This is a genomic window from Actinoallomurus acanthiterrae (genome assembly GCF_054775715.1).
On record NZ_BAAHCO010000001.1, the window covers coordinates 2,696,828 to 2,721,417 of the forward strand.

The window sequence follows — 24,590 nt, forward strand, 5'->3', positions numbered from 1 at the left end:
GACCGGCATCTGACGAAGGAGGCGCTGGGCCGTGGCTGACCGGCATCTGACGAACCACATCGGCGGCCGGGACCTGCCTGCGGCGTCGGGGGAGACGATGGACCTCATCGACCCCGCGACCGGCGAGGTCCACGGCACCGCCCCGCGCTCGGGGCCGGCCGACGTCGACCGCGCCTGCGAGGCCGCGTCCGGCGCCTTCGCGCGCTGGTCGCGTACGACCCCGGCACGGCGGCAGGACGCGCTGCTGCGGATCGCCGACGCGATGCGGGAACGGGCCGGGGAATTTCTGGCGGCCGAGGTCCGCGACACCGGCAAGCCGCCGGAACTGTTCCGGTCCGACGAACTGCCGGCGGTCATCGACACCCTACGGTTCTTCGCCGGCGCCGCACGCGCCCTCCCGGGCGCTCCGGCCGGAGAGTACGCCGAGGGCTTCACCTCCATGCTCCGCCGCGAGCCGATCGGCGTCTGCGCGCAGATCGTGCCGTGGAACTACCCGCTGATGATGGCCGTCTGGAAGATCGCCCCCGCGCTGGCCGCCGGGAACACCGTCGTGCTCAAACCGGCCGAGACGACGCCGTCGACGGCGCTCCTGCTGGCGCGCGTCGCCGCGGAGGTCCTGCCCGACGGCGTCCTGAACGTGGTCTGCGGCGACCGGGACACCGGGAGCGCCCTGGTCGAGCACCCGATCCCGCGCCTAGTGGCGGTCACCGGCAGCCTCCGCGCGGGACGGCAGGTCGCGGCCGGCGCCGCGGCCGACGTCAAGCGCCTCCACCTCGAGCTCGGCGGCAACGCGCCGGTCATCGTGTACCCGGACGCCGACCTGGCGGCCGCCGCGTCGGCCCTCGCGGGGATCGGCTTCTACAACGCCGGACAGGACTGCACGGCGCCCAGCCGGATCCTCGCGCATCGGGACGTCCACGACCGGTTCGCCGAGATGCTCGCCGCCGCGGCGGCCGAGACGCGTACCGGCGCGCCAGAAGAGCCCGGTGTCGCCTATGGCCCGCTCAACAACGCCGCCCAGTTCGCCACCGTGCGCGGTCTGCTGGACCGGCTGCCCGGCCACGCCTCGATCGTGGCGGGCGGCTCCGTCCTCGACCGCCCCGGATACTTCCACGAGGCGACCGTGGTCACCGGCCTGCGCCAGGGCGACGAGATCGTCCGCGAGGAGATCTTCGGTCCCGTGCTCACGGTGCAGCCCTTCGCGGACGAGGAAGAGGCGATCCGGTCGGCCAACGACACGGCGTACGGCCTGGCCGCCGGCGTGTGGACCCGCGACCACGAGCGAGCCCTGCGAGCCGCCCGGGACCTCGACACCGGCATCGTGTGGATCAACACCCACGCGACGACGGTGTCGGAGATGCCCCACGGCGGCACCGGCCACTCCGGCTACGGCAGCGACCTGTCCATGACCGGGTTGCTGGAGTACACCCGCCCCAAGCACGTGATGAGCTCCCTGCCATGAAGCTATCCCGCACCTGCTGGCTCAGCCGGGCTCGATGCCCGACACCCACCAAGTCTCCTAGACCCGGCGGTTCGGTTGCTTCTTCGGGCACGAACAGTTCGTATTCGGCGAAGATGGCACCAGCTCAGCCGATGGCCATCTGTCCAACGCCGGCCAAGCGGAGTTCCGTAGCGATATGGAGCTGATCTTCAGACGTTGCGGGATTGCGTTCACCCTGGGCAACGACATGCGCATCCATCGTCTTGGGCGAGCAAAAGCGGACCTCCATCACTCAGCTACTCAACAAAGCCGCATCGGAGCCGTTCCGCACCGAACCCAAGAACGAGTTCAAGATGCTTTCCGATATCGGGAACGAATTCAGGATCCGGCATCACGAGCACGGCAGCCACGACCTCCCCAGTGACGCGGCCAAGGACTACCTGTTCATCCGATGCGCCAGCGTGATCGCCCATGTGCTGCGCCAGGCCAGCCGGACAATCGATGCCGAGATGCCTCACCGGTAGAGGTGGCGGCAGCGCCGGTTCGTTGACGAACAGTGCAATCTCGAGCTTCCAGAACAGGGCGGTGTCGGTGGCTCAACAGGGTGGTGGACCGCTCGTCCTCACCCAGGGCGGGTCGATGCGATCGAGTAGCTTCTGGTCGGGCGAACGAAGAACACCTGCCCATCCTGTCGCCCAGCCCAGTTGTTTCGCTGGTGTCGCCCACAGGCGGCAGCTTGGTAGGTGAGGGTGAACTCCAGAACCTCTCGGCGGGCCAGGAGTCGGTTGGCGGGTTGGCCCGGGATAGATCGCTGACCTCTGGGGCGTTTCGCCGTTGCGACCAGCTCCGTGTGGGGCTGTAGGGCGCCAGCCGGGGCTGTGTTTTGGCAAGATCGTGGCATCCGAGCAACCACGGAGCAACCACTACCCCAAAACGGACACTGGGCGTCCTCGATCGGAACCGAGAACGCCCAGGTCAGGACGGGTGCGCCGTCAGGGACTTGAACCCCGAACCCGCGGATTAAGAGTCCGCTGCTCTGCCAATTGAGCTAACGGCGCTTGCGACGTCCGTAACTTTAGCAGCCCCCTTGCCCTGCTTGCGAATCGAATGATCCACACCGCCGGAGGCGCAGGTCACAGGGGTTGTCGGCGGGCCTGCCAGAGGGTGATCGCGGCGGCCCGTGAGCCCACCCGGAGCTTGGCGTAGATGCGGTTGACGTGGTTCTTCACGGTCTTCTCGCTGAGGAACAGCTCTCGGGCGATCTCGCCGTTCGAGCGGCCGCTGGCGATGAGGTCCATGACCTCGGCTTCGCGGGCGGACAGGTCGAGGTCGTCGCGGCCGGCGTCGCGGAAGACCTGGAGGAGTTCTCGGGCTGTGAACCGGCCGGGGGTGAGGTGGCCGGTCGCGCCGTCGCGGAGGGCGGCCGATGCGGCGGTGGGCTCGCTGCAGACGACGAAGACGCGTGCTCTGCGGCTCAGAGGGGCCGTGTGGGCCGCGAACTCGGGGCCGAGGATCACGACGTCGGGTCGGAGGCGTTCGGCGGCCTCCAGGGCGTCTGCGGGCTCGGCGGCATCACCGGGCTCGTTGACCACATCAAGCTCGTCGCTGTCCTCCAGCAACGAGAGGAGGGTGGGGTCGCCGTCGACGACCATGACCCGTAGGGGGAGCGGATTGTCGGGATTCATCCTGCCTCCGGGGGACGCCTGTCACGGCGGGGCGCGAACCGGGCGATGTCCGAGGGGGGACCGGCCCGGCCGATGTCCGAGGCGGAACCAGCCCGGGCGGTGTCCGAGGCGGAACCAGCCCGAGTGATGTCCGAGGGGGAAGCAGCCCGGCCGGTGTCCAAGGGGAGACGCGCCTGGCCGGTGTCCGAGAGGGGACGGGCCCGGATGGTGTCCGGTGGAAGACCGGTCCGGGCGCCTTCGGCGGGGACCCGCGCCCGGGTGGGAGACCCAAGGCCGGGGCCGGTCGGAAAAGGGCGACGGCCCCGGCGCGTTTGCGCTGGGGCCGTCGTATTGGGGTGAGTGAGGGGACTTGAACCCCCGACACCCAGGACCACAACCTGGTGCTCTGCCAACTGAGCTACACCCACCATGTCCGCACTAGGCGGCGTCATGAAGTGTAGCGGTTCTTCGGACCTCATCGGTCACCGATATTCGTCGCGATGGCGCGTGCCGTCTCGGAGTCTGGCCCCGGTTGTGGGACGAAGACGGTCTCTCGGTAATAGCGGAGCTCGGTGATGCTCTCGGTGATGTCCGCGAGGGCCCGGTGGCCGCCCTTTTTGACCGGGCTGGCGAAGTACGCCCGCGGGTACCAGCGGCGGGCCAGCTCCTTGATCGAGGACACGTCGATCATGCGGTAGTGCAGGTGGGAGTCCAGGGCGGGCATGTCGCGGGCGAGGAAGGACCGGTCGGTCGCGATGGAGTTGCCGCACAAGGGGGCCTTCTTCGCCCCGGGGATGTGGGTGCGGACGTACTCGAGGACGCGGTCCTCGGCCTCGGCGAGGGTGATGCCGCCGGGCAGCGCGTCGAGCAGCCCGGAGGTCGTGTGCATGTCGCGTACCACCTGCGACATCTGCTCCACGGCCTCCTGAGGAGGTTTGATCACCAGGTCGATGCCCGCGTCGAGGATGTTGAGCTCACTGTCGGTCACCAGGGCGGCGATCTCAATGAGCGCGTCGCGCCGCAGGTCGAGCCCGGTCATTTCACAGTCGATCCAGACCAGCCGGTCGTTCATGACCTTCACCATAAGTCCTGTCAGGACACTTTGAGTGAGGACAGGAGTAGATCGAGGTCGCCCTGGCGCCCGTGACTGTCGGGAATCGAGACGTAGAACTCCGCGGGCGACCGGCCGTTCCCACGGTCGACCATCAGGATCGCGGCCGTCTCCGTACGGAAGTTCCAGCCCTCGGATTTTGCCTGAGGGAACGTGAATTTCACCTTCAGGAGCCAGCCGTCGTGCCCGTCGACGGGGTGGGAGGCGGAGGTCAGGTCCTGGCGCGTGTGCGCCGGGTAGGCGACTGGCTCCAGCTCCGCCAGAAGTGCCCTGGCCTCGGTCTCCGGCGAGACGGGGGCGGTGTTGGTGGCCGCTCCGCTGTAGACGCTCGCGAGGTACGGCTGGCCGTTCTGGTAGTTGGCCATGACCTGGGCGGCCTCTCCCTGGTCGAAGCCCAGCTTGCCCAGAGGGCTCGTGGCGGTGACGCCCTCGGTGTGCCACGTTCCGCCCAGCTTCGGGTAGGAGATCCCGGCCTGGGCGTCGGTGATCGTCCCGGCGACCGGGGAGCGGCCGCCCTTGCTCCCGCCGAAGACGTTGGTGGCGAACAGGATCGCGACGACCGTGATGATGATCACAACGGCCGCGCCACCGCCGAGCAGGAGAGGGAGCCGGGAGCGGCGGCCGGCGGGCGGCGCGGGCGCGTTCTGCGCCCACGTCGGCGGGGCGCTGCTCCAGTCCCAGCCGGCCTGCGGGCCTCCGCCTGTCGGCGGAACACCCCCTTCGCCGGGAGCTTGAACACCGCCCCAACCCTGCCCTACGCCGCCCCAGGCCTGTCCTCCGCCGCTCCAGCCCTGCCCTTCGCCGGGAGGCTGAGCGCCGCTCCACTCCTGGGTGGCCGGCTGGCCTTCGCCGACCGCCTGCTGCCCGCCCCAGGCGGTCTGCTGACCTTCGCCGGTGGGCTGCGTCGCCTGGGTCCACTGCCGACCATCCCACCACCGCATGAGACCCGGATCGCCGTACGGATCGCGGTACCAGCCCGCAGGATTCATGGGGTCAGAGTATGTGGCTCATATCACTATTTGGAATACCCGATGCCGGGCCGCAGCAGTGGGTCGGGGATCGGATCCCCGACGACCTCGCGTACCGGGAGCACGCCCGCCCAGACGTCCAGTTCGTAGTCCTCGTCGTCGTCGGAGGGCGGTCCCTGCCGGAGCTTCACCGACGCCTCCTCGAGCGAGAGGGCGACGACGGCCGTCGCGGCGAGTTCCTTGCGGGTCGGCTGCCGGGCGGCGTCCCAGCGGCCCGGCGCGAGGTTCTCCACGATCGCGCGGAGCCCGGTGAGCTTCTCCTCCGGGTCGGTGACGAGCCGGGGCCGGCCGTAGATCACGGCGCTGCGGTAGTTCATCGAGTGGTGGAAGACCGAGCGGGCCAGGACGAGGCCGTCGAGGTGGGTGACGGTGACGCAGATCTCGCCGCCCGCGCGCAGGCTCGTGGCACCCGTGGAGCCGTGCAGGAACAGGGTGTCGCCCTCCCGCCCGTACCCGGTCGGCAGGACCCGGGGGCACCCGTCGACGATCACGCCGAGGTGGCAGATCCGCCCGGCGTCGAGGACCTCGTACAGCGCCTGCCGGTCGGTGGCGGCGCGCTCGGAGAGACGGCGGACACGCGTGCGCTCGGTGCCCGACAGCCCCGACGGCGCCGCGCCGTCCGGAGAGGCCGCGTCGTACGGCGGAGGAACGTCGTGCGGTGCGGAAGTCGTCATGGCCATGACGATAAGGTCGAAGTGGCCTGTCCAGTATGGCCACTTCGTCGCGGAACAAGGGAACCACTTTGTCGCGGGACCAGTTCGACCTGCCGCTCACCGTCGACCGCGGGGCCGGGACGCCCCTCAGCGTCCAGCTCGGCGGGCAGCTGCGCGCGGCGATGAACGACGGGCGCCTCAAGGCGGGGGAGCGGCTGCCGTCCAGCCGGGCGCTGGCGTCGGCGCTGGGGGTCAGCCGCACCGTCGTCACGGAGGCGTACGAGCAGTTGTACGCCGAGGGCTGGATCGAGGGCCGGCACGGCTCGGGCACCTACGTGGCCGACATCGCGCCGCCGCGCGCCGGGTCGCTCCGCGCCCTCAGGCCGGTGCCGGAGGACCGGTCCCAGGGCGCGGGGGCGGCCATCGACCTGCGGCCCGGCATGCCGTGGGTCGACGGGCTGGACACGCCCGCGTGGCGGCGCGCCTGGCGGCTCGCGGCGACCGTGCCCCCGGCGGGGCGGCCGGATCCGCGCGGCCTGCCCGGCCTGCGCGCCGCGCTCGTCGACTACCTGCGGCGCAGCCGCGGCGTGACGTGCCCGGTGGACCGGGTGCTGGTCACTCGCGGCGCGACGAACGGCCTGGATCTGCTGGGAGCGGTGGTCCTGCGGCCAGGCGACCGGGTCGGCGTCGAGGAGCCGGGCTACACCAAGGCCCGGTCGGCCCTGGCCATGCGGGGCGCGGAGGTGGTGCCGTGCCCGGTGGACGAGTCCGGCCTGATCGTCGACGCGATCCCCGACGGGCTGCGCATCGTCTACACCACGCCGTCGCACCAGTACCCGCTCGGCGGCCGGCTGCCGGTGCCTCGCCGCCAGGCGCTGCTGGCGTGGGCGCGGCGCAACGGCGCGCTGATCGCCGAGGACGACTACGACAGCGAGTTCCGGTACGACGTGGCGCCGCTGCCCGCGCTGTACGGGCTGGATCCAGAGGTGACGGTCTACCTCGGCACCACGTCCAAGACGCTGGCGCCCGACGTCGGCGTCGGCTGGCTGGTGGCGCGTCCCGACCTCGTCGAGGCGATCACGGACGTGCGCGAGCACGTCAACGACCGTACGGCGGTGGTGCCGCAGGAGGCCGTGCGCATCCTCCTGGAACGCGGTGACCTGGACCGCCACGTACGGCGGATGCGGGCGGAGTACGCGCGCGGCGGGCCGCCGTCGTCGACGCGCTGGGCCACCTTCCGCTTCTGGGGGACACCGCCGGGCTCCACATCGTGGTCGCGCTGCCCGAGGACGTCGCCGCCCGGGTCGTCGAGCGCGCGTCGGAACGCGGCGTCCTGCTCGCCACACTGGACCGGCGGTTCGACGGACCGCCGGCGGTGCACGGCCTCGAACTCGGGTACGGCAGTGCCACGCTCGCGCAGGTCAGGAGTGGCTGCTCGCTGGTGCGTGCACTGGTCCGGGAGGCTCTATCCGGCCCAGCGCGTGCGGCCGCCGGCTGAGCAGTTCGTCCGGGTCGACCGGCCCGGTCTCCTCACTCGGGGGGATCCGGGGCCGTGGGATTCCCACGGGTGCCTCCGGGCCGGTGATCTTATGGATGTCGATCCGGCCGGGATCCGCGGACGTCCCCCCGGGCACCTGGGACGCTCCGAAGTGCCCGCCGCGGGCCCAGGGCCGGCGCTCGCGGACGGCGTCGTACGCCTCCGGCCGGGGCAGCGGCTCGCCGGCGGGCCAGCGGCGCGGCACGCGCCAGCCGTCGAGCCAGCCGACGATCCTCTCCAGGCCCTTCAGCGGACCCGCCGTGAACGGTTCGCGGGCGAACCCGACGACCATGATCTGGAAACACGAGCGGCCCTCTCGGCCGACCTCGCCGGAAAGCAGTTTGGCCGCCCGCGTGGCGGGCACCATCTGCACGATCTCGCCGGTGGAGGGGTTCCACACGAGGTGGGCGCTGTGTCCTTCGTGCTCCAGGCGCTGAGCCACCGAGCGTGCGGAGATCTGATGCGGGTCGTTCTCGCTGGTGTGCCAGACCGCGCGGGGCGCGCCTCCCTTGGGCGATCCACCGTCATGCGCGGTGTGCAGGCGTCCGGCTCCAGGCAGCCAAGCGTCGGCCACTATCGGTTTCCCTCCATCGGGTCGGATCCGTGCCCGGATGGTGTTCCGCTGACTAGGAAGTTTGTCCCACTGATAGGACATTTGGGGTAACGGTCACGTTTCGCCTTTCTGATACCCCAACGGGCCGAATGCCTACCCCTGGTGATGCGCCGGTACCCAACCGGGGCCGGATCCGGCCGGACGGGGCCGGTTGGCGTCTTGATACCGAGTCGCGTTCTAATAGGCGCGTGACCGGCGAACCTCGCCCGGCGCGTCACCATGGAACGGAGTGGAGGGTCCATGATCGAGCAGGTCGCCGGAGTTCCCGGGATCGACGTTCCGCGATTGTCGTCCTGGCTGGCGGACAACCTGCCGAGCGGCGGTCCGATCACGGGCATCGAGCTGCTCGCCGGCGGCCGGTCGAACCTGACCTACCTCATCCGCCTCGGCGACCGGCGCGTCGTGCTGCGCCGCCCACCGCTCGGCCACGTGCTGCCCACCGCCCATGACATGCGCCGCGAGCACACCGTGCTGGCCGCGCTGGCCGGCACCGACGTCCCGGTGCCCACGCCGCTGGCGCTGTGCCAGGACGAGGACGTCATCGGCGCGCCCTTCTACCTCATGGAACACGTCGACGGCCGCGTCCTGCGCACCGTCGAGGACGCCGCCGACGTCACGCCGGAGGAGGCCCGCGCCCTCAGCGAGCGCCTGGCGGACGCGTTCGCCGCGATCCACACCCTCGACGTCGAGAAGGCGGGGCTCGCCGGATTCGGCCGTCCCCAGGGGTACATGGCGCGCCAGCTCGCCCGCTGGCGCAAGCAGTGGGACGCCTCCGTCCCCGCCGACCCCACCCTCGCCGACGCCACCCGCGCCTCGTACGACCGGCTCGTCGAACGCCTCACGACCCGCCTGCCCGGCGACGGGCTCACCGGCCTGGTGCACGGCGACTTCCGGCTCGACAACGCGCTCGTACGGCTCCGGCCGGAGCCCGAGATCGCGGCGGTCGTCGACTGGGAGATGTCGACCCTCGGCGACCCGCTGTCCGACCTCGGCCTGACACTGGTGTACTGGACCGATCCCGGCGACGACGAGCGCGGATCGATCCCGGTGGGCTCAACGGTCACGACGGCGCCCGGATTCATGTCGAGCCGCGAGTTCGCCGACCGCTACGCCGCGACCACCGGCTACGACCTCACCGACCTGGACTTCTACGTGGCGTTCGGCTGTTTCAAGCTGGCCGTCGTGCTCGAGGGCATCCACGTGCGGTACCTGCAGAAGGCGACGGTGGGCGAGGGTTTCGAGGGGATCGGGGAGTCCGTCCCGATCCTCCTCGACCGCGCCCACCGCACCCTCGACAACGGCGCTCGTTGAGAGTGTTCAGGAGGTGAGGACGTCCGGGGCCTCGCCGGCGCGGAGGCCCTCGGCGAGACGGCTCAGCAGGTCGAGCGTCGCGCTGTGCAGACCGGGCCCGAACGTCACCCGCCGGACCCCGAGCTCGCCCAGCCGGGCGAGGGAGGGCATGCCGGGGTGGTGCAGCACGTTGAGCGGCGCGGGGATCCGCTCGACGAGGGTGGCGATCGCCGCCTCGTCGGCGACCATGATCGTGAAGATTCCGTCGGCGCCGGCGTCGAGGTAGGCGCGGGCGCGGCGGACGGCCTCCTCCAGGCGTTCGGCGTCCGACAGCTCCGGCATCGCCCCGGTGCCGTACACATCGACCCTGGCGTTGATGAACAGCTCGGGGTCGGCCTCCCGTAGCGCGGCGATCCGTTCCGCCTGCCGGTCGACGTCGGCGAGGACGCGGCCCGCGTCGGCCGGTCCGTCGTGCAGCGTGTCCTCGAAGTTGCAGCCCGCCGCTCCGGCCTCGCGCAGCCGGTCGGCCAGTTCGGCCGGCGGCAGGCCGTACCCGGCCTCGGCGTCCACCGAGACCGGCACGTCGACACTGCGGGTCACCCGCCCGGCCGCGGCGAACATCTCCTCGGGCGGCGCCGCCTCACCGTCGTCGTAACCGAGGCTCGCGGACACCGCGTGGCTGGCGGTGGCGATGGCCGCGAACCCGGCGTCCACGAGGACGCGGGCGCTCGCCGCGTCCCAGGCGTTCGGCAGGATCAGGGGACGGTGTTCGTCGTGCAGGGCGCGCAGCAGCGCCTTCTTGGCAGACAGGTCCATGCCGCCGACCGTACGGCCTCGGCGGGGCCGCCGGAATGGCCACTCGGTGGCGGTGGCGAGGAACCACTGCCCGCCCGCACGCCGGTCAGCACTCCCAGGTGACGTAGCCGACCGCGCCCGGGCTGATCCGCACCGAGCCGCCGGTCTTGTCCTCCCAGCATGCCTCCCGGGAGCGGCTGACGTTCAGGAGCACCGGGTGGCCCGGCCAGGCGGTGCCGGAGCCGCCCGTGCTGACGTCGTCGGTGGTGCCTGTGACGGCCCACTGCACCGGCCCGTCCACGGCGAACAGCGCCAGCTGGCACTCGTAGTCAAAGCGCTCCATGTGGCACGCCTTGGTCACGAGCCTGCCCGGCCCCTCGTGGGAGGGTGCCGACGAGTGCGGCTGATGTTGGCCGGGCCGCGTGGGGTGCGTGGGCGGCGCCGTCGGGCTCGTCGTGGACGGCGTCGGGGTCAGGGACGGCGTCGGCGTGATGGTCGGCGTCGGCGTCGGAGAGCTGCTCTTGGCGGTCGGCGAGACGTCGGCGGAACGGGAGGACGTGTCGCCGTCGTCGGACGGAGAGTCGCCGGGGGCGGGCGCGGCGGCGTGGCCGTCGGCGGGCCGCTTGTCGCCCGACCCGCCCGACCCGGGTGACACGAGGAGGAATCCGCACAGGACGACGACCGCGCAGGCTGCCGCTCCGGCGACGAGCCACACAGGCGACGCCTTCCGCGACCGCTCCCCGGGCTCCGAGAGCGCGGGCGGCGGGGGCGGTGGGGGATCGAGGCGCATCGCGATCGTCGCCCTGGCCGGGGCCTGCTCCGGCGAGAACGCCGTGGCCAGGATGCGGCCGCGAAGGTTCTCCGGGACGGCGGCGGCCGGCATGGCGCGCAGGAGTCGCGCCGTGGGGACGTCGCGGTTGACCCGCAGGGCGCAGATGGGGCAGCCGCTGATGTGCCGCGCCAGCGTCACGCAGCGCACCGCGTCCAGTGGCTGTCCGGGCGGGCCCGCCAGGGCCGGGACGCTGGGGCAGTCGTCGCGCCCGGTCGCCGCGACGACCACGGCCGCGAACGCGTCGTCCAGGTCGTTGCGGGCCTGCTCGACCAGCACCGACGCCTCGTGCGGCGTCTTCGAGAGGACCAGGCCGAGCTCCTCGGCGTCCAGGTCGTGCCGTACGGCCAGGTCGAGCGCCTCGCGCTGCTGTCCGCTGAGCGCCAGCAGGGCGGCGTGCACGAGCGCGCGGGTCGCCTCGTCGATGCCGTCGTCGGCGCCCTCTGGCGCCCGCCGGCGCTCGGCCGGGAGCTCCGCCCGCCGGCGCATGCACTCGGCGCGGGTCGTGGCGTACAGCCATCCCCGGAACAGCCGGTGGTCGGGGAGCGCGGAGATGCGCTCCCGCACCATGATCAGCGAGTCGTGTACGGCCTGCGCCGCCGTCTCCTGGTCGCGCAGCAGGACGTGGCAGTAGTCGAACAACGGCGCGACGTACGCGGCGCACAGCTGAGCGAGGGCGTTGGTGTCGCCGGCGTCGAGTGCCCGTGCCAGCCGCTGGTCATCGGCCCTGTCGATACCCGGCCAACCGGCCACGTTGATCCTCCCCGCTGATCGGTTCGTGTCCCCCAGTGCACGGTGGCCCCAAGCGCACCGTACGGTTCACGAATCCTGCCACCAACGGACCGGATATTCGCCGTCTTCCGCGATGAATGTGTTCATGGTGACAGCGCGGCACGGCGCGTTCCGGCCTTGGAGGTGTCCCGGACAAGCGGGACCGAAATCTCGCGCGGCCAGGTCGCCCGTGCCCGATCAGCGGGATCGGCTCTATTCCGTCAGTGGTCTCCCAACCGGCGAGGCCCGGTCGGCCCGGGACCCCTCAGCAGTTCCACTTCACGCCGGCCGACGCGCCGGAGGTGAAGGACACCGAGCCGCTGCCGCCGCCGATGCAGATGCCCTGGTACGTGCGGGAAACGGTGACGTGGGCCGACTCGCCGGCGCTGAGGCTGCCGCTGCCACCGGCTTTGACGGGCCCGCTGGTCCCGCTGACGGCCCAGCTCACGGACCCGCCCTGCGCGGTCACCGTCACGCTGCAGTGGCTCGACCATCCCATGTCGCATCCGGAGACGGACAGCGTGCCCGTGGTCGTCGGCGGCTGCGCGGGCGTCGTCTCGGGCGGAGTGGTGGTCCCGGGCGAGTGGGTGCTGTGCTTCGGCTTCGGGGTCTTGCTCTTCGACGGCGTCGGCGTCGGCGTGGGGGTCTTCGACTTCTTGGTCTTGGACGGCGACGCGCTCCCCGGCGAATCGGACGGGTCACCACTCGGCGAGTCGCTGGGCGGAGCGGCGACGGCCTGGTTGCCGGAGTTCTCCTTGCCACCCGAGCCGGGCAGTACGAGGAAGATCCCCGCGAGGACCAGGATGCCGAAGGCGGCCGCGCCGACGGCGACCCACACGCCCGCCCTGCGGCGTGGTTCGTCCTCGGGCTCGTAGTCGGGCTCGGGCCGCGGCGCGTCGGACCGCATCGCGACCGTCGCCCGCATGTCGGCGTACTGGGGCGTCGCCATGCCGAGCACGCGTGGCCGCAGGTCCTCCGGCACGGCGGCGATCGGCATCGCGTGGAGCAGCCGGGCGGTCGCCACCTTCCGGTTCGCGCGCAGCCCGCAGATCGGGCAGTTCCCGATGTGGCGCGCGAGCCTGCCGCAGGTGTCGGCGTCCAGTGGCCGGCCCTCCGGGCCGGCCAGCGCCGGGACGCTGGGGCAGTCGTCGCGCCCGGTCGCCGCGACGACCACGGCCGCGAACGCGTCGTCCAGGTCGTTGCGGGCCTGTTCGAGCAGCACCGACGCGTTCTGCGGCGTCATGTTGAGGATCTCGGCGAGCTCGTGCGGGTCGAGCTCGTGCCGCAGCGCGAGGTCGAGGATCTCGCGCTGCTGGCCGCCGAGCACCATCAGGGCGGCGTGGACGAGCCGCCGCGTCGACTCGTCCGTCTCCACGAGACCTTCGGCCTCGCGTGCCTTCTGCCGGTTGTCCGGGATCCCGGACTCGGCGCGGCGGCGCAGGCACTCGGCCCGCGTCACGGCGTACAGCCATCCCCGGAACAGCCGGGCGTCCGGCAGACTCCCGATCCGCTCCTGGATGATGATCAGAGAGTCCTGCAGACCCTGCGCGGCCAGCTCCTGATCGCGGAGCAGCACGTGGCAGTAGTCGTACAGCCGCGCCGCGTAGGCGTCGTAGAGCTCCGTCATGGCGGTGGTGTGACCCGCTCGCAGAGCCTGTGCCAGCCGCTGGTCATCGGCCCTGTCGATCGTCGGCCACCCGGCCACTGGTCCTCCCGTTGTGCTCGCCAAAACGGACGCAGACGCCTCATAGGCATCACTGGTTTACGCATCCTGCCACCAATCGCGGGCCGATAGGCCAGTTTTGGTAGCAAATGTGGCATAGTCGACAACGGGCAGTGATCGATTTCTGCGTCGTGCGAGTAACCCTGACGCTGAGTGACCGAAATCCATCAAGTCGTCAGGTCGGGGAAGTCCTCCTCGCGGTACTCGCCGGCCCGGCGTTCCTCCCCCTCCAGGCCCCGCAGCTCGACCCGCCGGATCTTCCCGGAGATGGTCTTCGGCAACTCGCCGAACTCCAGGCGGCGCACCCGCTTGTACGGGGCCAGCCGTTCCCGGCAGTGGGCGAGGATCGAGCGCGCGGTCTCGGCCGTCGCCTCGTGCCCGGCCGCGAGGGAGACGTACGCCTTCGGCACGGCCAGGCGCACCGGATCGGCGGCCGGCACGACGGCGGCCTCGGCCACCGCGTCATGCTCGAGCAGCACGCTCTCCAGCTCGAACGGTGAGATCTTGTAGTCCGATGCTTTGAAGACGTCGTCGGTGCGGCCCACGAACGTGACGTAGCCGTCGGCGTCCTTCGAGGCGACGTCACCCGTGTGGTAGTAGCCGCCGGACATCGCCTCGTCGGTGCGCCCGGCGTCGTCGCGGTAGCCGGCCATCAGCGCGAGCGGGCGCTCCGCCAGCTCGATGCACACCTCCCCCTCGTCGGCGGGCTCCCCGGTGACCGGATCGACGAGCGCGATCCGGTAGCCCGGCAGCGGACGGCCCATCGACCCCGGCTTCAGCGGCTGCCCCGGAGGGTTGCCGATCTGCGCCGTCGTCTCGGTCTGGCCGTAACCGTCGCGCACCGTCAGGCCCCACTGCTCGCGGACCTGCTCGATGATCTCCGGGTTCAGGGGCTCGCCCGCCGCGACCGCCGTACGCAGGCTCAGCCGCCACGCCGTCAGGTCCTCCTGGATCAGCATGCGCCACACCGTCGGCGGCGCGCAGAACGTCGTCACCTCGCACCGCCGCATGACCTCCAGCAGCGCGGGCGCGCCGAACCGCGCGTAGTTCAGGACCAGCACGCAGGCCCCGGCGTTCCACGGCGCGAAGACGTTGCTCCACGCGTGCTTGGCCCAGCCCGGCGAGGAGACGTTGAGGTGGACGTCGCCGGGGCGCAGGCCGATCCAGTACATCGTCGACAGGTGCCCCACCGGGTACGAGGCGTAGGTGTGCTCGACCAGCTTCGGGCGGGCGGTCGTCCCGGAGGTGAAGTAGAGCAGCAGCGTGTCGCCGGCGTGCGTCGTCTCGCCGACCGCGTCGTACGGCTCGTGCCCGTACGCGTCGGCGAACGTCAGCCAGCCCTCCGCCGGACCCACGGAGATCCGCGTCCAGTCCCCCTCGAGACCGGCGAACTTCGCGGTGTCGGCGGCGCCGGTCACGACGTGGGAGACGCCGCCGCGCTCGATCCGGTCGCGCAGGTCGTCCGTGGTCAGCAGGGTGGTCGCCGGGACCACGACGGCGCCGAGCTTCATCGCCGCGAGCATCGTCTCCCACAGCTCGACCTGGTTGCCGAGCATGAGCAGGATCCGGTCGCCGCGGCGTACGCCCCACTCGTGCAGCGCCGGCGACCCGGCTCGACCGGTCGGCCAGTTCGGCGAAGGTCAGTTTCAGCTCGGAGCCGTCCTCCTCGACGATCCAGAGGGCAGGCCGGTCGGGGGTCTCGGCGGCCAGCACGCCGTCGAACCAGTCCAGCGCCCAGTTGAACCCGATGACGTCCGGCCAGCGGAAGCCCCGGTAGGCGGTCTCGTAGTCTTCGGCGTTCGCCAGCAGGAAGTCGCGGGCGGCTCGGAATGTCGCGACGTCAGGAGTCATGTCGCGAATCTTGGCACCCCACCCGCGCGTTCCGTAAGGACCCCGTCACCAACGACGGGGATTCTTCGCCGTCGGGACGGTCCGGGGCCGAGCCGGTAGCCCGGTCGCCGCGCGCCTGCCCGAGCCGTTGGCGAGCCGCGTCAGCAGGTCCAGGACAGCGTGACCGCTCCGTTCGGGGAGAAGGAGACGCCGGACTTCTCCACGGGCGGGGACGCGGCGCACGCGGAGGCCGTGTCGGCCGTGACCGACAGGACGGCCGACTGCCCGGCCGCGAGTCTGCCGCCCGTCGGGCCGGCGACGGTGACGTACTGTCCCCGGCTCGCCGACCAGCGCACGGTGCCGCCGCGCGCGGTGAGCGTCACCGTACGGGAGTCGCCGACTCCGGTGGACGCGACGACGAGCGTGCCCGGGGTGGGTGTCGTGGTCGGCGGCCGGCTCCGGGTGGGCCGCGGCGTCGCCCTCGGCCTGGTCCTCGACGGCGCCGGCGTCGGCGTCCTGGACGTACGCGTAGGGGTCGGCGTGGGCGTCGTCGACGTCGAGGTCGGGTCGGGGGAGTCCGGGCTGCCATCGGCCGACGGGCTGTCGGACGGGCCGGCGGTCCCGGCCGCGGCGGGGCGCCGAGGGTCGCCGGACGAGTGCCGGGAGGACGATCCGCCGGTGACCAGGAAGATCGCGCCGGCCACCAGGAGGACGCACGCCGCGGCACCTACGGCCGGCCACAGCGGGGGCACGCCCCTCCGCTCGTCCTCGTGGGCCGGCCGGACGCGTTCCGCGTTCGCCGGCCAGCCCCAGGCGTCGAACGGCTCGGCGCGCTGCGCGAGGTGCGTCCGGGTCTCGTGCCGGTCCGGGGCGGCGGCCAGGGACAGGACGGCGTCGCGCAGGCCGGAGGGGAGCGCCGCGACCGGCAGCACTTGCAGGAACCGGTTCGTCGACACCTTGCGCGTGCGGCGCTCCCGGCAGGTTGGGCAGGAGGCGGTGTGCCGGACGAGCTTCCGGGAGACCTCCGGCGGCAGCGGCCACTCGTGCTCGTCGGCCAGCGCGGCGACGCTCGGGCAGTCGCCCCGGCCGGTGCGCGCGATGACGGCGGCGGCGAGGGCGTCCTCGAGCTCGTCGCGGGACTCGGCGACCAGCTCGATCGCCTGCTGCGCCGAGACGCCGAGAACGCCGGTCAGCTCCTCGGCGGACAGCTCGTGGCGGACGGCCAGGTCCACCGCCTCGCGGTGCCGGCCCGGCAGCCCGGCAAGAGCGCTCTGCACGAGCCGGCGGGTCTCCAGGCGTCGCCGGCGCTCATCGGCGTCGAGGAACGTGTCGTCGGCCTCCTCGGCTGCCGCGTGCCGCTCCGGCGGCGTTTCCGGGTCGCGGAGGAGCCGCAGGCATTCATTGCGTACGAGCGCGTAGAGCCAGCTGCGGAAGCGCTCCGGCTCGCGCAGCTTGTCGATGTGCACCAGTGCGGCGATCAGGGAATCGTGGAGCGCGTACGCCGCCAGGTTCTCGTCGCGCAGCAGCGCGTGGCAGTAGTCGAACAGGCGTGGCGCGTAGACGTCGTATATTTGCGCGAGCGCGGTGGCGTCGCCGGCGCGCAGCTCCTGCGCCAACCGGCGGTCATCGACGCGACCGAGACTGGGCCAACCGGCCACAGCGACCTCCCGGAGGTGTGGTGTCGGACGCGCCCCCGGAAAAGAGAAGGAGGCCCGACGCCCCGCTCCCGTCGGGCCTCCACAAGAAAGACGCCCCTTCGGAGACCTTGGTTGACACGATCTCCAGATTTTTTTCAGCCGGCTCGGCGGGCGGGTCGCCGAGCCGGGTTTCCACAGGTCAGTGCGCGATCCGCCGGGCGATCGTGTTCAGGAAGATCCGCTGGATCTCCTGGGGTTTCATCGCCTGGTACGCCGCGCCGTCGGTCTCCGCGGCGATCCGCTGCATGGCCGCCATGTCGACGTCCGGGCCGAACCCGATGAACAGGACCATGACCGGCTCGGTCGGGTCCTGCTCCTTCCGCAACGTCCGGAGCAGACTGCTCAGCGAGATGCCGCTGGTTTTGTCGTTCTTGCCGTCGGTCAGCACGAGGACGGAGTTGTAGTAGCCCGTCTTGTACGTCTTCTTCATCGACCGGAACGCCGCCAGCACCGAGTCGTACAGCCCGGTGTTGCCGTCGGGCTTCGGCCGTACGCGGCCGAGTGCGGACAGGATCGCCTGGCGGCGCGTCCCCGACCCCAGGCGGGTGGACAGCGGGCCGATCGGCACCTCGGTGCGGTAGTCCTGGGCGCCCTGCAGGTTCGTGGAGAACGTCCACAGCCCCAGGTCGGTGTCGTCGGGCAGCATCGCCAGACCGCCCTGGGCCACCTGGGCGGTCGCCTCCATCCGCGTGACGCCCTTGCCGACCGGCTGCGCCATGGACCCGGACACGTCGAGGAGCGTCAGCATCCGGGTGCGCAGCGACAGCTTCGTCCAGGCCTGCATGACGTCGGTGACGTCGTTCGACGCCGGTGTCGGGAGGGCCCGCGGGATCCGCGGGCTCAGGCCGCTCGCGCTGCCGAACCCGGTGCCCGCCCGGCCGTCGGGCGTACGGAAGCCGAGGGCGCGCACCGCGGCATGAGCCTGGTCGGTGCTCATCGCCTTCTCGAGCAGCGCCGCCGCGCGGACCTTCGTGTCGTCGTCGGTGGTCAGCGCGAAGGGGTGGTCGAGGCTGAGCATGCCCTCGTTGGGATAGATCGCGCTGGCCGGCGCGGAAGGCTTGCCCTGGTTGTACTTCCACACCGCCTGCTCGGGCGCGATCACGACGGGCGCCCGGCCGTGCAGGTTCCGGCGGAAGCTGGCGAACAGCGCCTGGGTGTTCGGCGAGATGCTGTTCTGCACCTTGCGGGCGATCTGGGTGAAGATCGCGTCGGCGTTCGGGTCGCCCTGCAGGAGCATCCGCGTCATGACGACCGCGCCCAGCCCGCCCGCGTTGCGCCCCGGGTCGAGGATCTGCAGGTGCACGGAGTCGGCGGGCAGCATGTCGTTCTTGCTGACCGCGCCCGCGGCGAGGGCGTCGGTGGCCTTGAGCAGCATGTCCCAGGTCGGCCGGATGCCCTGGCCGTGGATCTTGTTGGCGAAGGCCCGGGTGGTCGCGACGACGAGCGGGGTCTCGGCCACGCTCGTCGGCGTGCTGCGGACGGCGGCGGCGCCCTTGGGGGAGCTGCGCATCAGCGTGATCCACAGTGACGAGTCCGGGATCCACACGTCCGGGGACACGTCGCCCGGCACCGCGCCCTGGCCGGACAGGATCGTGGAGGTGCTCGCGGGGTCGGCGGCCTTCACCGTCGCCTTGACGCACTTGCCGTCGACGGAGTGCCTCTCCTTGGTGAACGACGTGGCGATGTCGCTGACCGCCGGGGCGATGTCGGGCGCCGCGGCGACCTTGAGGTCGATCGGCGTGCCGCCGCACTTGGTGCTGTCGGCGAGCGCGTACACGCCCGCGCCGAGCAGGATGGCCAGCCCGACCGCACCCGCCAGCGGGCCGACCAGGGCGCTGATGGAACGCCGCCGCTGAATCCGGCGCCGGCCCCCGCCGGGAGGCCCCGACCGGCCCTCGTCGGAGCCGCCCTCTCCAGGCCCGCCGGAACCCGGACGGCCGGGACCGCCGTCTCCCGGGCCGCGACCCTGTCCGCCCGGACCGGAACCCGGGCCTCCGCCCGGCTGCCCCGGCCCGCCGCCGTAACCGGGACCGCCGCCGTAGCCGGAGCCGCCGCCGGGCCCGGCCAGGCCGCCGCCCTGCCGGCCGAAGAACCCGCCGTTCGGCACGTACGAGGAGGAGTCATGGGAGCCGTCGCGTTCGCCCGGCTGATTGCCACCGGCTCCGTAGGAACCGTTGCCGTAGGGGTCACGCTCACCCGGGCGACCGCCGCCGGGCCCGTAGGAGCCGTAGCCGTCACGCTCGCCCGGCTGATTGCCGCCCGCTCCGTTGCCATAGGGGTCGCGTCCGCCCGGCCCGTACGCGCCGCCGCCGTAGGGGTCGCGCTCGTTCGGCCCGCCGCTGGACCCGTAGGAGCCGTAGCCGTCGCGCTCGCTCGGGCCGGGGTTGCCGGTGCCGTAGGGAACGTTGCCGTAGCCGTTCCCCTCGTTCGGGGCCGGGCCGCCGGCGGCGCCGTAGGCGCCCCGCGCGTCATGGCCGGGACCGCTCCGCTCGGACGGGCGCGGCGCGAAGGGATCGGCGCCGGCGCCGTATGCCTGGGGTCCGGTCGTGCGACCGTCTCCCGACGGCGGATGGCCGTCGCCGGGCGTCTCACCCGGGGGCATGTCGTTGCGGCGACGTCGGCTCACGGCTGTCCCATCTCGCGGCGGTCAGGGCTGAGTGTAGAGCGGAACTGTAGCGGTCTTCGCAATTCGTAACAAAGATGATCAAATACGATGATGCCGCAGGTCAGTCCAGTAAAGATCCACTGCAAACCCCGCGGTGTCCCGTCCCGGAAGCTCTTTTCCGGTATCAGAAGCGCGCCATCACCACTCGAGACCCCACCGGACCGGGGCGTCGACGCGCTCACCGTGCGTTCACCGGCCGACCCCGAGAATGTGGTCACTCTGTCACCCGGAGTCGCACCGGCCTTTTCGCACTGACGACGCGGACCGGCTTGTCAAGCCTGCGTCAATCTGAAGGTGACTCGCGTTCTCGCTCCGGTCCGCGGCCGTTCCGGCCACCGCCGAGAGTCGCTATCGGCCCGGCGAGCGTCGGATGGCCGCCCACCGGTGCGGCGCCAGACAGGCCAGGTGCGGTCGCCGCCACGGCTGCGGCCTCGGTCCCGTCTCTGGCGGCGATCTGGGCTGGCATCTCTTCGCCGGCCGTGGTCACGATCGTGCTCACTCAGGTCTGGCGCGATACTGAAGGTCATGGCCCGCCTGATCCCCGTGACCGACCCCGCCGACCTGCGGCTCGCCGACTACGTGCGCCTTCGCGACGTCAACCTGCGCAAGAGCCTGGAGGCCGAGCACGGATTGTTCATGGCCGAGGGGGAGAAGGTCATCCGGCGGGCGGTCGCGACCGGATATCCGGTGCGGTCGGTGCTGACCGCGCGGCGGTGGGTCGAGCCGTTGTCCGACGTGTTCGGCGACGCTCCCGTGTACGTCGCGGACGACGACGTGGTCGAAGCGGTGACCGGGTTCGCCGTGCACCGTGGGGCGCTGGCCTCGATGGAGCGTCTGCCCTTGCCCTCGGTCGCCGCCGTACTGGCCGGTGACCTGCCCGCTCGCGGCGACGCCCCACGCCGGATCCTCGTGCTCGAGGACCTGGTGGACCACGGCAACGTCGGGGCCATCTTCCGGTGCGCGGCGGCACTGGGGATCGACGCCGTGATCCTCTCGCCCCGGTGCGCCGACCCGCTCTACCGGCGGTCGGTGAAGGTGTCGATGGGCGCGGTGTTCGCCATTCCGTACGCACGGATGGCCGACTGGCGCGACGGCCTGGCCGAGGTGCGCGCCGCCGGGTTCACGCTGCTCGCCCTGACACCGGACCAGTCGGCGGTGCCCCTGCACAAGGTGCCGCGGGGCGAGCGGGCCGCCCTCCTGCTCGGTACGGAGGGCGACGGGCTGTCCTCGCGCTGGCTGCGGGAGGCCGACCACCCGGTCTGCATCCCCATGAGCGCGGGCGCGATGGAACTGGGCGTCGACTCCCTCAACGTGGTCGCGGCCACGGCCATCGCCTGCCACGAACTGATGCGCGACTGAGCCCGCGCTCCCGTCGGATGTCATCCGGATGGGGACTCGCTCCAGTACGGGTCGGTGACGCCGCCCGGTGAGGCGAGCCCGGCGATGTCCCAGCCGGCGAGGCGGGCGCCGGCCTGATAGGCACTCTCGTAGAACGCCAGCACGGCGGCGCGGGGATCCGGCTCGGCCCGCGCGTCGTCGTACCGCAGGACGGCCAGGTGGCCGCCCCGCAGCGGCGTCCACTGCGCGGCCGCGGGAGCCAGGGGCTCTTCGGCCAGCCCGCCGGGCTCAGGTGCCGTGTAGGAGTAGAAGGCCGGCTCGGGGAACGCCTCGTCACCGAACCAGAAGCCGAAGCTGATCACCTCGCGGGAGTACGCCTCGCGGGTCACCGGATCGGTCTCGGGCGACTGGTCGACGACGCGGTCGGAGAACCGCGTGCACGCGATGTCGAACGTGTGCCAGAAGTGGTGGACCGGGCTGATCTTCCCCGAGTAGCCCGCGGCGAACTCCTCCAGCAGGAGGTTCACCTGGCTCAGCACCTGCCAGTACCGCGTGGCCAGGAAGGGGTCGTACGCCGCGTGCTCGGTGTCCTCGGCGAACGGCCGGCCGCCGTCAGGCAGGTCGAACGGACGCGGGATGGCCAGGTCGACCTCGACCCCCAGGTCGGCCAGCACGCGCAGGGTGTCCCGGTAGAACGCCGCGACCGACCGGCCGTACAGCGGGAACGACGCCGTCTCGCCGTCCAGCGTGGTGACGATCAGCCGATGGGCGACGAAGTCGAAGTCGACGGTGAAGATCGGGCCGCCGTCGGCCCGGCCCGTCGGCCGCGTCGTCAGCCCGCGTCCCGTCAGGTGGAAGGGCACGCCCCACCAGTGGTCGCGCCGGATCCCGGCGGCGAGCCTGACCTTCCCGATCACCTGGGCGAAGCGGTGAAGGGTCTCCTTGGTGTCCCGCCACTCGGCCAGCGGCATCGCGGGGAAAAGCTCCATGCGACCTCCCTTCCCTGGACGGCCCGAGCCCAGACCTGCGGTGGGTCCGGCGACCCAATCCGAAATGGGGCTCCAGGCCCTGTCTGTGGGGTCATGACTCCGAGGCGTTCTGAGACTTCCGGATCCGGTCGAGCTCCTGCTCGGCCCATTCGGCCCAGTCGCGCTGGGTGGCCGTGAACCGCAGGCCCCATTCGAGGGCGATCCGGCCGTACACCGACAGCGAGTCCTCGCCCTCGGAGACGACCGGGGCCAGCTTCCCGAGGTTCCGGTGGTTCTCGTCCGCCGCCTCGGCCCGGCGGCGGAGGTACGTGCGGGCCTCCTCGGGTTCGAGCAGGCCGAGGAAGAACACGCGCAGGAGCATGTCGCTGCGGCGGGCCACCGGGGTGGGCTCGACCTCGGTCAGCCAGTGGCGCAGCTCGGCCCGGCCGGCGTCGGTGATCGCGTACTCCTTGCGGCCGCGCGGCCCTTCGGCCACCACGGTGACGAACCCGGCGTCGGCGAGTTTGCCGAGCTCGCCGTACAGCTGGCTCTGGGTGGCGGGCCAGACGTTGGCGAGCGAGATCTCGAAGATCTTCAGCAGGTCATAGCCGCTGGCGGGCCCTTCGGACAGCAGGCCGAGCACGGCGTGTCGGAGGCTCATGAACCGAGCCTACCTTCCAATGTTGACATGTCGCTAGTGGAGGTTCTACTTTCGACCTGTCACAACTGGAACGTCATCAGGAGCGCCCCGTGCTCAGCTACCTCCGCACCTTTCTCCCCTGGATCGCCTTCGCGGTGATCAGCACCCCGCGCGACTCCCGGTACGGCGCGCTCGTCGGCGCCGTCCTGGCCCTCGTGCTCCTCGCGTCCGAACGCCGGAAGGGCCGCCCCTGGGACGCCCTGATCATCGAGGTGACCTCAATGGCGTTCTTCGGCGCGCTCGCCATCGCGGCGTTCGCCGTGGCCAAGGCGCCCCTCGGCGCGTACGGCTCCGCCGTCTCCGATGCCTGGCTCGCCCTGGTCGCCTGGGGATCCCTGGCCATCCGCCGGCCCTTCACCCTCGGCATCGCCCGGACGATGACCCCGCCGGAGATCCACGGCAGCCCGATCTTCTACCGGGTCAACGCCGTCATCACCGCCGTGTGGGCGCTCTCCTTCACCGCGATGGCGATCGTGCTGGCCGTGCTGGTCGACGTCGCCCCCCACTCCACCGGCCTGAGCATCGCCGTCAAGGTCGCCGGCTTCGTCCTCCCCGCGCTGTTCACCGCCCGCTACCCCGAGACCGTCCGGGCCCGCCAGAACGCCGCCGCCTGATGAACCTCCCCGGCTACCTCACCGGCCTGAAGGCCCCGGTCCCCGACGAGATCGACGCCGTCGACCTGCCCGTCACCGGCACCCTGCCCCCCGAGCTGACCGGCCGCTACTTCCGCAACGGCCCCAACCCCCTCCCCGGCCAGGACCCCGGCCACTGGTTCGGCGGAGCCGGCATGCTCCACGGCGTCCGGCTCCGCGACGGCCGCGCCGAGTGGTACCGCAACCGCTGGGTCCGGACCCGCGAGCTGGAAGGCGCGCCGTTCGCCGGCCCGGACGGAATCGACCTGACCGCGACACCGGCGAACACGAGCGTCATCCGGCACGCGGGCCGCGTCTTCGCCCTCGTCGAGACCGGCCTGCCGTACGAGGTGACGCCCGAGCTGGACACCGTCGGGCCGTACGACTTCGGCGGCCGGCTGACGACGGCCATGACCGCGCACCCGAAGGCCGACCCGGTCACCGGCGAGCTGCACTTCTTCGGCTATGGCTTCGTCCCCCCGTACCTCACCTACCACCGTCTCTCGGTGGCGGGCGAGCTGGTGGAGAGCCGGGTCGTGGACGTCCCGGGACCGACGATGATCCACGACTTCACGATCACCGAGCACCACGTGATCTGGCTGGACCTGCCGGTGGTGTTCGACAGGGCCCTCCTCGGATCCGGCATGCCGTACCGCTGGGACGACGCGTACGGCGCGCGGCTCGGGGTGATGCCGCGAGACGGCGGCGAGACCCGCTGGTACCCCATCGACCCCTGCTACGTCTTCCACGTCGGCAACGCCTTCGAGGACGCCCAGGGCCGCATCACGCTCGACGCCGTCCGCTACACCCGCGCCGGTTTCACCGGCTCCTGGGGGCGCATCGGCGGCGCACCCGACCCGGCCGCCGCCGCGGCCGCGAGCGGAGGCGCGTCCCTGTACCGGTGGACGCTGGACCCGGCGACCGGCGCGGTCAAGGAAGAGCCGCTCGACGACCGCGACGTCGAGTTCCCCACCCTCAACGACGACCGGCTCGGCAGGGCCGGCCGCTTCCTCTACACCGTCACCGACGACGCGATCGTCAAGTACGACACCCGCACGGGCGGCGCCCGCGTACGGGACCTGGGCGGGTCTCCCGGCGAGGCGGTGTTCGTCCCCGCGGTCGACTCCCGCGCCGAGGACGCCGGATGGCTGCTGTCGATCGTCACCGACCGCGCCGGCGACGGCTCGGAACTGCTCGTCCTCGACGCCGCCGAGCTGGAGTTCGTCGCCGCCGTACGCCTCCCGCGCCGCGTACCGGCGGGCTTCCACGGCAACTGGCTCGACGACTGAGCGGGGGCGCTTCCCC

General features: G+C 71.9%; 18 protein-coding genes, 2 tRNA genes and 1 pseudogene. 7 read left to right on the plus strand and 14 right to left on the minus strand.

Going from position 1 to position 24,590, the window contains the following annotated elements; genetic code table 11:
- The first annotated feature begins 31 nt into the window (after positions 1–31).
- Together ACYVF7_RS13120 and ACYVF7_RS13125 are read left to right on the plus strand one after the other, a co-directional pair.
- Entirely contained in the window at positions 32–1,462 is a 1,431-nt protein-coding gene (locus ACYVF7_RS13120) for an aminobutyraldehyde dehydrogenase (protein WP_460339282.1), read from the plus strand.
- Between the two features lie 242 nt (positions 1,463–1,704).
- Positions 1,705–1,965, plus strand: a complete 261-nt coding sequence (locus ACYVF7_RS13125) for a hypothetical protein (protein ID WP_460339284.1) — start codon at positions 1,705–1,707, stop codon at positions 1,963–1,965.
- Between the two features lie 461 nt (positions 1,966–2,426).
- Here the strand turns inward: ACYVF7_RS13125 and ACYVF7_RS13130 are convergent.
- The 6 genes from ACYVF7_RS13130 to ACYVF7_RS13155 form a co-directional block, all read right to left on the minus strand.
- Positions 2,427–2,499, minus strand: a tRNA-Lys gene (locus ACYVF7_RS13130).
- 75 nt (positions 2,500–2,574) lie between these two features.
- A complete protein-coding gene (locus tag ACYVF7_RS13135) occupies positions 2,575–3,126 on the minus strand; it encodes a response regulator transcription factor (RefSeq protein WP_460339286.1) in 552 nt (183 codons plus the stop codon).
- Between the two features lie 331 nt (positions 3,127–3,457).
- Positions 3,458–3,533: transfer RNA gene (locus tag ACYVF7_RS13140), tRNA-His, on the minus strand.
- Positions 3,534–3,580: 47 nt separating this feature from the next.
- Positions 3,581–4,177: an oligoribonuclease gene (gene orn, locus ACYVF7_RS13145; RefSeq protein WP_460339288.1), complete on the minus strand. Its 597-nt coding sequence runs from the start codon at positions 4,175–4,177 to the stop codon at positions 3,581–3,583.
- A 20-nt stretch (positions 4,178–4,197) separates the two neighbouring features.
- Entirely contained in the window at positions 4,198–5,205 is a 1,008-nt protein-coding gene (locus tag ACYVF7_RS13150; RefSeq protein ID WP_460339290.1) for a DUF2510 domain-containing protein, read from the minus strand.
- 26 nt (positions 5,206–5,231) lie between these two features.
- Positions 5,232–5,918 (minus strand): pyridoxamine 5'-phosphate oxidase family protein, encoded by a 687-nt coding sequence (locus ACYVF7_RS13155; RefSeq protein WP_460339292.1) that lies wholly within the window; start codon positions 5,916–5,918, stop codon positions 5,232–5,234.
- 35 nt (positions 5,919–5,953) lie between these two features.
- Between ACYVF7_RS13155 and pdxR the strand changes: the two genes are divergently transcribed.
- Positions 5,954–8,098, plus strand: coding sequence for a MocR-like pyridoxine biosynthesis transcription factor PdxR (pdxR, locus tag ACYVF7_RS13160; RefSeq protein ID WP_460339294.1), 2,145 nt, complete (start codon positions 5,954–5,956; stop codon positions 8,096–8,098).
- 189 nt (positions 8,099–8,287) lie between these two features.
- Complete coding sequence (locus ACYVF7_RS13165) at positions 8,288–9,358, plus strand: phosphotransferase family protein (RefSeq protein WP_460339296.1); 1,071 nt, start codon at positions 8,288–8,290, stop codon at positions 9,356–9,358.
- A 6-nt stretch (positions 9,359–9,364) separates the two neighbouring features.
- Here ACYVF7_RS13165 and ACYVF7_RS13170 read toward each other — a convergent pair whose 3' ends face one another.
- The 6 genes and pseudogenes from ACYVF7_RS13170 to ACYVF7_RS13195 form a co-directional block, all read right to left on the minus strand.
- Complete coding sequence (locus tag ACYVF7_RS13170; protein WP_460339298.1) at positions 9,365–10,153, minus strand: isocitrate lyase/PEP mutase family protein; 789 nt, start codon at positions 10,151–10,153, stop codon at positions 9,365–9,367.
- Positions 10,154–10,238: 85 nt separating this feature from the next.
- Positions 10,239–11,714, minus strand: coding sequence for a hypothetical protein (locus tag ACYVF7_RS13175; RefSeq protein WP_460339300.1), 1,476 nt, complete (start codon positions 11,712–11,714; stop codon positions 10,239–10,241).
- A gap of 283 nt (positions 11,715–11,997) precedes the next feature.
- Positions 11,998–13,359, minus strand: coding sequence for an RNA polymerase sigma factor (locus ACYVF7_RS13180; RefSeq protein ID WP_460339302.1), 1,362 nt, complete (start codon positions 13,357–13,359; stop codon positions 11,998–12,000).
- Positions 13,360–13,622: 263 nt separating this feature from the next.
- A pseudogene (locus tag ACYVF7_RS13185) lies at positions 13,623–15,306 on the minus strand (AMP-binding protein).
- A gap of 140 nt (positions 15,307–15,446) precedes the next feature.
- Positions 15,447–16,901 carry an RNA polymerase sigma factor gene (locus tag ACYVF7_RS13190; RefSeq protein ID WP_460339304.1) on the minus strand — a complete coding sequence of 485 codons (1,455 nt, stop codon included), beginning with the start codon at positions 16,899–16,901 and terminating at the stop codon, positions 15,447–15,449.
- 220 nt (positions 16,902–17,121) lie between these two features.
- The gene (locus ACYVF7_RS13195) at positions 17,122–19,608 is read right to left on the minus strand and encodes a substrate-binding and VWA domain-containing protein (RefSeq protein ID WP_460339306.1); all 2,487 of its coding nucleotides are present in this window, start codon (positions 19,606–19,608) and stop codon (positions 17,122–17,124) included.
- 564 nt (positions 19,609–20,172) lie between these two features.
- Between ACYVF7_RS13195 and ACYVF7_RS13200 the strand changes: the two genes are divergently transcribed.
- Complete coding sequence (locus ACYVF7_RS13200; RefSeq protein ID WP_460339308.1) at positions 20,173–21,006, plus strand: TrmH family RNA methyltransferase; 834 nt, start codon at positions 20,173–20,175, stop codon at positions 21,004–21,006.
- Positions 21,007–21,026: 20 nt separating this feature from the next.
- On the opposite strand, the gene ACYVF7_RS13205 is transcribed toward ACYVF7_RS13200, so the two are convergent.
- Together ACYVF7_RS13205 and ACYVF7_RS13210 are read right to left on the minus strand one after the other, a co-directional pair.
- A complete protein-coding gene (locus tag ACYVF7_RS13205; RefSeq protein WP_460339310.1) occupies positions 21,027–21,974 on the minus strand; it encodes a DUF5996 family protein in 948 nt (315 codons plus the stop codon).
- Positions 21,975–22,065: 91 nt separating this feature from the next.
- A complete protein-coding gene (locus ACYVF7_RS13210) occupies positions 22,066–22,614 on the minus strand; it encodes a PadR family transcriptional regulator (RefSeq protein WP_460339312.1) in 549 nt (182 codons plus the stop codon).
- Between the two features lie 89 nt (positions 22,615–22,703).
- On the opposite strand from ACYVF7_RS13210, the gene ACYVF7_RS13215 reads away from it, so the two are divergent.
- On the plus strand, positions 22,704–23,267 hold the full coding sequence (locus ACYVF7_RS13215; RefSeq protein ID WP_460339314.1) for a hypothetical protein: 564 nt from the start codon (positions 22,704–22,706) through the stop codon (positions 23,265–23,267).
- Positions 23,267–24,574: a carotenoid oxygenase family protein gene (locus tag ACYVF7_RS13220; protein WP_460339316.1), complete on the plus strand. Its 1,308-nt coding sequence runs from the start codon at positions 23,267–23,269 to the stop codon at positions 24,572–24,574. The genes ACYVF7_RS13215 and ACYVF7_RS13220 overlap by 1 nt, the downstream gene beginning before the upstream one ends.
- Positions 24,575–24,590 lie beyond the last annotated feature (16 nt).

Coding starts and splice junctions, on each gene's coding strand:
- ACYVF7_RS13135 (WP_460339286.1), bottom strand. CDS start 3,126: ATGAATCCCGACAATCCGCTCCCCCTACGGGTCATGGTCGTCGACGGC.
- orn (WP_460339288.1), bottom strand. CDS start 4,177: ATGAACGACCGGCTGGTCTGGATCGACTGTGAAATGACCGGGCTCGAC.
- ACYVF7_RS13150 (WP_460339290.1), bottom strand. CDS start 5,205: ATGAATCCTGCGGGCTGGTACCGCGATCCGTACGGCGATCCGGGTCTC.
- ACYVF7_RS13155 (WP_460339292.1), bottom strand. CDS start 5,918: ATGACGACTTCCGCACCGCACGACGTTCCTCCGCCGTACGACGCGGCC.
- pdxR (WP_460339294.1), top strand. CDS start 5,954: ATGGCCACTTCGTCGCGGAACAAGGGAACCACTTTGTCGCGGGACCAG.
- ACYVF7_RS13165 (WP_460339296.1), top strand. CDS start 8,288: ATGATCGAGCAGGTCGCCGGAGTTCCCGGGATCGACGTTCCGCGATTG.
- ACYVF7_RS13170 (WP_460339298.1), bottom strand. CDS start 10,153: ATGGACCTGTCTGCCAAGAAGGCGCTGCTGCGCGCCCTGCACGACGAA.
- ACYVF7_RS13180 (WP_460339302.1), bottom strand. CDS start 13,359: ATGACGGAGCTCTACGACGCCTACGCGGCGCGGCTGTACGACTACTGC.
- ACYVF7_RS13200 (WP_460339308.1), top strand. CDS start 20,173: ATGGCCCGCCTGATCCCCGTGACCGACCCCGCCGACCTGCGGCTCGCC.
- ACYVF7_RS13205 (WP_460339310.1), bottom strand. CDS start 21,974: ATGGAGCTTTTCCCCGCGATGCCGCTGGCCGAGTGGCGGGACACCAAG.
- ACYVF7_RS13210 (WP_460339312.1), bottom strand. CDS start 22,614: ATGAGCCTCCGACACGCCGTGCTCGGCCTGCTGTCCGAAGGGCCCGCC.
- ACYVF7_RS13220 (WP_460339316.1), top strand. CDS start 23,267: ATGAACCTCCCCGGCTACCTCACCGGCCTGAAGGCCCCGGTCCCCGAC.